The organism is Streptomyces sp. Ru73, assembly GCF_002920575.1.
Lineage (GTDB): Bacteria > Actinomycetota > Actinomycetes > Streptomycetales > Streptomycetaceae > Streptomyces.
Genome location: NZ_PQSQ01000163.1, coordinates 1 through 8,639, shown reverse-complemented (window position 1 = coordinate 8,639; position 8,639 = coordinate 1). Strand labels below are relative to the sequence as shown.

Below are 8,639 nucleotides of genomic sequence, written 5' to 3'. Positions count from 1 at the left end.
TTCCCGGTAGTGCAGGTCCGTGTGGCAGACCCCGCAGGCCTGTACGGAGACGAGTGCTTCCCCCGGGCCGGGGTCCGGCACCAGAATCGGCTGCACCTCGACCGGTGCACCCTTTTTCGTCGCGACCACAGCACGGACTTCGTGTGGCATGCCCCTACCCCTCAGTGTTGCGCACTGCACGACTCGTTGCGCGATGGGAGACATACTGGGAACGCCTTCTCGGCGGCGTCAAGGGGTACGGGTTAACCCTTGGTAAAAGGACCGGTACGGTCGGCACGCACGAAAGCGGGGCCGGTGGACACCGGCCCCGCACCATCCCTGCGTACGGTCGAACCGCCTACCCGGCGGCGGTCAACTCCCGTATCCCATGCGGCGGGAGAGTTCCTGCGCCGCCTCGACCGTGCGCTTGGCGACCTCCGGGATGCGCTCGGGCTCCAGCCGGTAGGCGGGCGCCGAGACGCTGATCGCGCCGATCACCTGGCCGTCGTGCGCGCGGACCGGCGCGGCGACCGCGTGCAGCCCCAGCTCCAGCTCCTCGATCGCCACCGCGAAGCCGTTGCGCACCACCTCGGCCAGCTGGGCGCGCAGCTCGGCGACCGAGGTGATCGTCCGCTCGGTCAGCCGCGGCAGCTTGCGGGCCAGCGCCGCGTCCTGCACCGGGCCCGGCTGGAACGCCAGCAGCGCCTTGCCGCTGGAGGTGGCGTGCAGCGGGGTGCGGCGGCCGAGCCAGTTCTGCGCGGTGACCGAGGCCGGGCCGCGGGCCTGCATGATGTTGACCGCGGCACCGTTGTCGAGCACCGCGATGTTGGCCGTCTCGCCCAGCTCCTCGGCGAGCAGCCGGCACATCGGCGCGCCCTCCTGGGAAATGTCCAGGCGCACCGCGGCGGCGCCGGCCAGCCGCAGCACCCCGGCGCCGAGGTAGTACTTCCCGCGTTCCTGCTCCTGGGCGACCAGGCCGCGGTTCTCCAGCACGCCGAGCAGCCGGAAGGCCGTCGACTTGTGGACGCCGAGCTCGTCGGCGACCTCGGTCACCCCCGCCTCGCCGTGCCGGGCGAGGATTTCCAGCACGGTGACCGCGCGGTCCACCGACTGCACCGAACTCCCCGCTCCGCGGGCCGACTTCTCCGCTGACCTGGCCTCCGACGTGCTCTTCGCCTTGTCCGTCATCCGATCTCACCACCTGGCGCGACCCGATGCGGGCCGGCATCTGCAGGGAGGCGCTTGACGCGCGGCCTCCCGACTTGGATTCTGTTGCGCACAGCGCTTCGCCGTGCGCATCGCGGAACTCTAACTATACCGAACAGTAAGAGGGGTGCCCCGTGATTCCCGTCTGCTCTCTCGACGACCTGCCCGCAGGCGAGTCCCTCCGCATCGACACCGCACCTCCGATCGCCGTCTTCAACGCCGACGGCGAGATCTACGCCATCGACGACACCTGCACCCACCAGGACGCCTCCCTCGCCGACGGGTGGCTGGAGGGCTGCCTGGTCGAGTGCCCGCTGCACGCGGCCTCCTTCGACCTGCGCACCGGCAAGCCGACCTGCCTGCCGGCCCGCCGGGCCGTCCGCACCCACCCCGTCACCGTGGAGGACGGCATGATCTACGTCCACCACGCCGCCGAGGAAGGCACCGCCGCATGAGGACGGTCACGGTCGTCGGAGCGTCGCTGGCGGGACTGTACGCCGCGCGGGCGCTGCGCTCACAGGGTTTCGAGGGACGTCTGGTGATCGTCGGGGACGAACACCACCGCCCGTACGACCGGCCGCCGCTCTCCAAGGACTTCCTCAAGGGCGAGACCGGCCAGGAACAGCTGGCCCTGGCGGACGCCGAGGAGGTCGCCGAGCTGGACGCGGAGTGGCTGCTGGGCACGCGCGCCGCCGGGCTGGCCGACGCGGGCCGGTCGGTCCTCCTGGAGGGCGGCCGGGCGCTCGCCACCGACGGGGTGGTCCTCGCCACCGGCGCCACCCCGCGCCGGCTGCCGGGGCCGGAGCTCGCGGGCGTCCACACGCTGCGCACCCTGGACGACGCGCAGGCGCTGCGGGACGACCTGGCGCGCGGGCCCGGCCGGGTCGTGGTGATCGGCGGCGGCTTCATCGGGGCCGAGGTCGCCTCCTCCTGCGCCGCGCTCGGCCATGACGTCACGGTCGTGGAGGCCGCGCCGCTGCCGCTGCTGCCGCAGCTCGGCGAGGAGATGGCGGGGATCTGCGCGGCGCTGCACGGCGACCACGGGGTCGCGCTGGTCACCGGCACGGGCGTCGCCGCGCTGGAGGGCGGCGACGGCGGCCGGGTCGACGGCGTACGGCTGGCCGACGGGCGGCTGCTGCCGGCCGACACGGTCGTGGTCGGCATCGGCGTCCGCCCGAACACCGACTGGCTCGCCGGCTCCGGGCTCGCCCTGGACGACGGGGTGGTCACCGACGCCGGGTGCGTGACCGCGCTGCCGCACGTGGTCGCGGTCGGCGACGTGGCCCGGGTCGGCGGCGCGCGCACCGAGCACTGGACCAGCGCGACCGAGCAGGCGGCCGTCGCCGCGCAGAACCTGCTCGCGGGCGGAACCGTGCGGGAGCACCGCTCGGTCCCCTACTTCTGGTCCGACCAGTACGGCGTCCGCATCCAGTTCGCGGGGCGGCGGCTGCCCACCGACACGGTGCGGATCGTGGAGGGCTCGCCCGACGACCGCAGCTTCCTGGCCGCGTACGAGCGCGACGGCCGCACCACGGCGGTCCTCGCCCTGAACCGCCCCCGGCCGTTCATGAAGCAGCGGCGGGAGATGGTGCGGGCGGCCCAGCCCGTCGCGGGCTGACCTCCGGCATCCGGCACACCCCTTACCGGCACCCCCTTCGGCAGGAAGGGGGTGCCGACGCGTGCGGGCGGTGCGCCGGCGGGCGGCCCGGCGCTTCCATGACCGCTCAAATGCCTTTCGTATACCGGCACTTGACGCGCCCTATACCTTCCGCCAGGTCGGCCGAAGATCGCCCCCTGGGGGCTGTTGACGGACGACATCGGCCTGACACATGCTCGTTACATAGGTGCTCGATACACATGACCCTGGGTGTCCGGCCGGTGACCCCTGTCGTCGTCCGGCCAACCCCCCTACGCACCCAGCCCGGGGTCGGATTGGGAGTGAGCAGCATGTGCGGAATCGCCGGATGGGTCGCCTACCAGCGTGACCTGCGGTCCGAACAGGCCACCGTCGACGCCATGACCCGGACCATGTCCTGCCGCGGCCCCGACGACGAGGGGACCTGGGTCCAGGGCCCGGCGGCCCTCGGCCACCGCCGGCTCGCCATCATCGACCTGCCGGGCGGCCGCCAGCCGATGACCGTCGACACCGACGACGGCCCGGTCGCGATGGTCTACTCCGGAGAGGCGTACAACTTCTCCGAGCTGCGCAAGGAACTGGCCGCGCGCGGCCACCGCTTCGTCACCGACTCCGACACCGAGGTCGTGCTCCACGGCTACCTCGAGTGGGGCGAGGCCGTCGCCGAACGCCTCAACGGCATGTACGCCTTCGCCATCTGGGACAGCCGCGAGCAGAAGCTCGTGATGATCCGCGACCGGATGGGCATCAAGCCCTTCTACTACTACCCCACCGACGACGGGGTGCTCTTCGGCTCCGAGCCCAAGGCCATCCTCGCCAACCCGCAGGTCACCCCCACCGTGACGCTGGACGGCCTGCGCGAGCTGTTTGCCTTCGTCAAGACGCCGGGCCACGCGGTGTACGAGGGCATGCGCGAGGTCGAGCCCGGCACGGTCGTCACGCTGACCCGCAACGGCCTGCGCACCCGCGTCTACTGGTCGCTGGAGACCAGGCAGCACACGGACGACAAGGAGACCTCGATCGCGCACGTCCGCTCGCTGCTGGACGACATCGTGCGCCGCCAGCTCGTCGCCGACGTACCGCGCTGCACCCTGCTCTCCGGCGGCCTGGACTCCTCCGCGATGACCGCACTGGCCGCCCAGCAGCTGGCCGCCGAGGACAAGACGGTCCGCAGCTTCGCGGTCGACTTCGTCGGCCAGACCGAGAACTTCACCCCGGACGCGCTGCGCGACACCCCGGACACCCCGTTCGTGCACGACGTGGCGCGCGCCTCGAAGACCGAGCACCAGGACATCGTCCTGAACTCGGACCAGCTCGCCGACCCCGAGGTGCGGTCCAAGATGATCCGCGCCCGGGACATGCCGATGGGCCTCGGCGACATGGACGCCTCCCTGTACCTGCTGTTCAAGGCGATTCGCGAGCACTCGACGGTGGCGCTGTCCGGCGAGTCGGCGGACGAGGTCTTCGGCGGGTACAAGCAGTTCTTCGACCCGGCGGCGCGGGAGGCGGACACCTTCCCCTGGCTGGTGCAGTTCGCCGAGCACTTCGGCGACGACGGCAACATCCTCACCGACGGCGTCACCAAGGCCATGGACCTGGGCACCTACATCCAGGACAGCTACGACACGGCCGTCAAGGACGTGCAGCGGCTCGACGGCGAGAGCGACTTCGAGTACCGCATGCGGAGGATCTGCTACCTGCACCTCACCCGCTTCGTGCGCGTCCTGCTGGACCGCAAGGACCGGGCGAGCATGGCCGTCGGCCTGGAGGTCCGGGTGCCGTTCTGCGACCACCGGCTCGTGGAGTACGTCTACAACACCCCGTGGAGCCTGAAGTCGTTCGACGGCCGGGAGAAGAGCCTGCTGCGCGAGGCCACCGCCGACGTCCTGCCCAAGTCGGTGTACGACCGGGTGAAGAGCCCGTACCCCTCGACGCAGGACCCGAAGTACGCCGTGGCGCTCCAGGGCCACATCAAGGACCTGCTGGCCAAGCCCTCGCACCCGGTCTTCGACCTGGTCAGCCGGGAGTGGCTGCAGCGTGCCGTGAAGGTCGACGTCCCGCAGATCACCCAGGCGTCCCGGCGCGGCCTCGAACGCACCCTGGACCTGGCCCTCTGGATGGACATGTACTCCCCGGCCATTACACTCTCTTGACCTGATCGGGGCAGTTCCATGGCAGTCCATGGGCGTGAGTGAGAGCGGATGATGGCGTGGCGGTCGGTGAAGGGGCTGCGCTGAGCGCGGTCGGTGAGGAAGCCGCCCTGGAGCTGGTGGTGACGCTGCACCGGCTGCTGCGCAGCCTGGGCAGGGCCGTCCCGCACCGCCGGATTCCGCCCACCCAGCTGATCGTCCTGGCGCTGCTGACCCAGCTCGGCCCGTCCCGCATCGGCGTACTGGCCGAGCGGATCCCCTGCTCGCAGCCGACGGCCACGGCCGCGGTGGCGAGCCTGGAGTCGGCCGGGCTGGTCCGGCGGGAGCCGGACCCGACCGACGGCCGCGCGGCGCGCGTGGTCGTCACCGAGGACGGCGTCCGCGCGCTGAACGACGTGGCGCACAGTGAGGCCGAGGCGCTCGCCGGGCGCCTCGGCACGCTGCCCCCGGAGGACGTGCGGCGCGTCCTCGAAGCGGGCGCGCTGCTGCGGCGGCTGACCGAGCAGGGCGACTGAGGGAATCCGCCGCGTTTTCCGTTTTTCCGGTGTCCTGCCGGGTTAATACCCCTGCGGCGGACTGCCCGCATTCGCCTGCTGTACGCGGGAGATGTCGCCGTACTGGGCCTTGATGTAATTCACGGCCGCCGCACAGTTCGCCACCGGGTCATTGATGTCCCACGAGGTGCCGGACTGATGGTGCGCCCGGAATGTGGGCCAGGTGGTCTGGAAAAGTCCCCTGGAGGGTTCGCCGGCCGCCGCGTTGGCGTCCCAGCCGTTGAATGCGCGGGGGTCGAATCCGGATTCCCTGCGGGCGATCGTCCACAATCCCGTGTACCAGTGGTCCGGTGATCCGGTGACCCGCAGACAGGCCCGGATCCACCCCTCGGGGCCGGCCGTCTCGAGCCGGCGCCTGGCCTCTTCGCGCCGGGCCTCGCGCTGCTCTTCGAGCGCCGCCGACCGGGCCTCCGAGCTGGACCGGGAGGCCCGCGCCGCGGCCTCGTACCGCTGCTCCGTCAGCCCGGCGGCGACGAAGGTGGCGGCCTGCCCCTCCAGCGCGGCCGGGGAGACCCGGACCTTCCGGCAGGGCGTCGCGGGCGCCCCGCGGCCCGCCTCCGCCGCTGCCGGTCGGGAATTCCCGCCGGCCAGCGCGGCTTCTTCCGTTCGCGTCCCGGCCTCACCGGGGCGCATATCCGGCAGCCCTTCGAGGGCGATCGCGGCCGGAATTATCAGCGCGAGGACAGAAGACAGGGCGGTGGTGGCAGTCCTGGCCAAGTGCATGGGAAATCCTCGCCTTCCCGTCGAGCCGCCGGCTCACTAGAAGGCGTCTTATCAGCCGGGCGGAAGACCCGCCGAACGGAAGGGCCGGGTCGGGCGGGTCCCGGTGAAATGACGATATCGTCGAAGTTTTGCGTGACCGGTGACCGGCCGGCCGGCGCCGGGTCGGCAGGACGGGTGGGGGTACCGGGCGGAAGCCGCGGCCCTACGGGGCTATCGTGGCCCCATGTCCGCCCCTGAGCTGATCCGCATCGTCTCCCGCTCCTCCCCCATGGCCCTCGCCCAGGTCGAGCGCGTCCGCACCGAACTGGCAGCGCTGCACCCGGGCATCGCCACCGAGGTCGTCCCCGTGACGACCACCGGTGACCGCTGGATGGGTGACCTTTCCCAGGTGGAGGGCAAGGGCGCGTTCACCAAGGAGGTCGACGCCGCCCTCCTTTCGGGCGCCGCCGACCTCGCGGTGCACTGCGTCAAGGACATCCCGGCCGACCGGCCGCTGCCCGCCGGTACGACGTTCGCCGCGTTCCTGAAGCGGGACGACGTGCGGGACGCGCTGATCCACCCGGGCGGGCTCACCCTCGACGAGCTGCCCGCCGGCACCCGTATCGGCACCTCCTCCGTACGCCGCCGCGCGCAGCTCGCCGCCTCGCACCCGCACCTGGAGACGGTGCCGATGCGCGGCAACGCCAACCGGCGGATGGAGAAGCTGCACGCCGGGGAGGCCGACGCGCTGCTGCTGGCGGTCTCCGGGCTGCACCGCATCGACCGTCCCGACGTCATCACCGAAGTGCTGTCCGTCGAGACGATGTGCCCGCCGATCGGCGCCGGCGTCCTGGCCCTGCAGTGCCGCGAGGACGACACCGCCACCATCGACGCGGTCTCCGGGCTCGGCGACCCGGACACGCACCGCGAGACGCAGGCCGAGCGGATGTTCCTGCACGTGCTCCAGGGGCACTGCAACTCCCCCATCGCCGGTTACGCCAGGGCCGAGCGCGGCGGCGACCTGTCGCTCCGGGCCTGTGTCTTCACCCCCGACGGCAAGACCGTGCTCAACGCCCACGAGTGGGCAGGCCGGCTGGACCCCGCCACCCTCGGCACCTCGGTCGCCGTTGCGCTGCTCCGCCAGGGCGCCCGCGAACTGATCGACGGCATTCCGCACTGACGCTCCTCCCGCGGGCGCGTGCGGTCCGCCCTTCCCTTCCAGGGCCGGCGTGCCGTCAGGGCCGCAGGCCCTCCTCGACGACCGCCTCGGCCGTGTCGCGCAGCCTGGCGCGGTGATGGCGCGCGTACCCGCGCAGCAGCTCGAACGCCTCGCCGGTCGGGATCCGGCGCTCGGCCGCGAGCATGCCCTTGGCCTGCTCGATGACGACCCTGCTGTCGAGCGCGTGCCGGAGCTGGTCCGCCACCCGGCGCTGGTGGTCCCGGTCGGCGGCCAGCGCGAGGTAGGCGACGGCCATGTCCGTCAGCACCCGTACGCGCCTCAGGTCCGCGGCGGGCCAGGGCCGCGGCGCGGTGTGGTAGAGGCCCAGCGTCCCGAGCGCCTTCCCCTTGGAGTGCAGCGGCAGGCTGGCGGTCGCCGCCACGCCGAGGCCGAGGACCCGCTCCCCGTAGCCGGGCCACCGCGCGGCGTCCCGGGCCAGGTCGGGGACCGTGACCGGGCGTGCGGTGCGCAGGGCTTCGGCGCACGGCCCGCACCGCGCCTCCGCCTGGACGCGGCCCACCTCGGCCGCCATCCGGTCCAGCATGCCGGCCGGGTGCAGCTCCCCGCCGCGTACGAGGGAGACCCCAGTGCTCCGTACGGCGACCGCGTCGGCGGCGCATTGCGCGAGGCCCAGGAGCACGTCGCTGACGGCGGGGACGGTCGCGAGCACGGCCGCGAAGCGGGCCACTCCCGCGAAGTCCCGTTCCTGGTCCGTCCGGTCCATCACCCGGTCACCCGCCTTTCACTCGTCCGGGCGCCATGCCGTGTTCTCGACGCTAAGCACGCAGCGGGTGGGGCGGAACCCTCAAACGGTCCGCGCGGCCCCCCTCAAATGGGCTGCTTTCAGCCACCGGGCAGCAGCCCGGCGCGGGTGGCCGCGACCACCGCCTCCAGCTGGCTGTGGGCGCCCAGCTTCATCAGGACGTTCTTCACGTGACCGCGGGCGGTGTGCGGGCTGATGACGAGGCGTTCGGCGATCGCCCGGGGTGCCAGGCCCTCCCCGAGCAGGCGCAGCACCTCCCGTTCGCGTCCCGTCAGACGGACCGGCGGCCGCTCCTCCGGTCCGGTTCCGGCGCCGTCGGCCGGGTGCAGCAGCGCCGCCAGGGCGGCTCCCTCGACGAGCAGCGTCGCGCCGGCCGGTGCCCGCAGCGCGGCGAGGATGTCGGACAGCCCGCTGGACTTGGACAGGAACC

General features: G+C 72.5%; 9 protein-coding genes and 1 pseudogene. 5 read left to right on the top strand and 5 right to left on the bottom strand.

Features of this window, described 5'->3' with window-relative positions; genetic code table 11:
• Positions 1 to 150 (bottom strand): annotated as a pseudogene (locus C3486_RS35460) (alcohol dehydrogenase catalytic domain-containing protein); the annotation flags it as partial.
• A 201-nt stretch (positions 151 to 351) separates the two neighbouring features.
• On the bottom strand, positions 352 to 1,167 hold the full coding sequence (locus tag C3486_RS35455; RefSeq protein ID WP_103836979.1) for an IclR family transcriptional regulator: 816 nt from the start codon (positions 1,165 to 1,167) through the stop codon (positions 352 to 354).
• A gap of 152 nt (positions 1,168 to 1,319) precedes the next feature.
• Between C3486_RS35455 and C3486_RS35450 the strand changes: the two genes are divergently transcribed.
• The 4 genes from C3486_RS35450 to C3486_RS35435 all read left to right on the top strand — a co-directional run bounded on the left by C3486_RS35450 (position 1,320) and on the right by C3486_RS35435 (position 5,486).
• On the top strand, positions 1,320 to 1,640 hold the full coding sequence (locus C3486_RS35450) for a bifunctional 3-phenylpropionate/cinnamic acid dioxygenase ferredoxin subunit (RefSeq protein ID WP_103836978.1): 321 nt from the start codon (positions 1,320 to 1,322) through the stop codon (positions 1,638 to 1,640).
• A complete protein-coding gene (locus tag C3486_RS35445) occupies positions 1,637 to 2,803 on the top strand; it encodes an NAD(P)/FAD-dependent oxidoreductase (protein ID WP_103836977.1) in 1,167 nt (388 codons plus the stop codon). Before C3486_RS35450 ends, C3486_RS35445 begins: the two co-directional genes overlap by 4 nt.
• A 329-nt stretch (positions 2,804 to 3,132) precedes the next feature.
• Positions 3,133 to 4,974: an asparagine synthase (glutamine-hydrolyzing) gene (gene asnB, locus C3486_RS35440; protein ID WP_103836976.1), complete on the top strand. Its 1,842-nt coding sequence runs from the start codon at positions 3,133 to 3,135 to the stop codon at positions 4,972 to 4,974.
• Positions 4,975 to 5,030: 56 nt separating this feature from the next.
• Entirely contained in the window at positions 5,031 to 5,486 is a 456-nt protein-coding gene (locus tag C3486_RS35435; RefSeq protein WP_258053192.1) for a MarR family winged helix-turn-helix transcriptional regulator, read from the top strand.
• 42 nt (positions 5,487 to 5,528) lie between these two features.
• On the opposite strand, the gene C3486_RS35430 is transcribed toward C3486_RS35435, so the two are convergent.
• Entirely contained in the window at positions 5,529 to 6,248 is a 720-nt protein-coding gene (locus C3486_RS35430; protein WP_103836975.1) for a transglycosylase SLT domain-containing protein, read from the bottom strand.
• 223 nt (positions 6,249 to 6,471) lie between these two features.
• Here C3486_RS35430 and hemC point away from each other — a divergent pair, with 223 nt between their 5' ends.
• Complete coding sequence (gene hemC / locus C3486_RS35425; protein WP_103836974.1) at positions 6,472 to 7,407, top strand: hydroxymethylbilane synthase; 936 nt, start codon at positions 6,472 to 6,474, stop codon at positions 7,405 to 7,407.
• 55 nt (positions 7,408 to 7,462) lie between these two features.
• Here hemC and C3486_RS35420 read toward each other — a convergent pair whose 3' ends face one another.
• Positions 7,463 to 8,170, bottom strand: coding sequence for a GAF and ANTAR domain-containing protein (locus C3486_RS35420; RefSeq protein WP_103836973.1), 708 nt, complete (start codon positions 8,168 to 8,170; stop codon positions 7,463 to 7,465).
• Between the two features lie 119 nt (positions 8,171 to 8,289).
• Positions 8,290 to 8,639, bottom strand: a 350-nt coding sequence (locus tag C3486_RS35415) for a response regulator transcription factor (RefSeq protein WP_146075126.1), incomplete at its 5' end; no start/stop codon positions are given.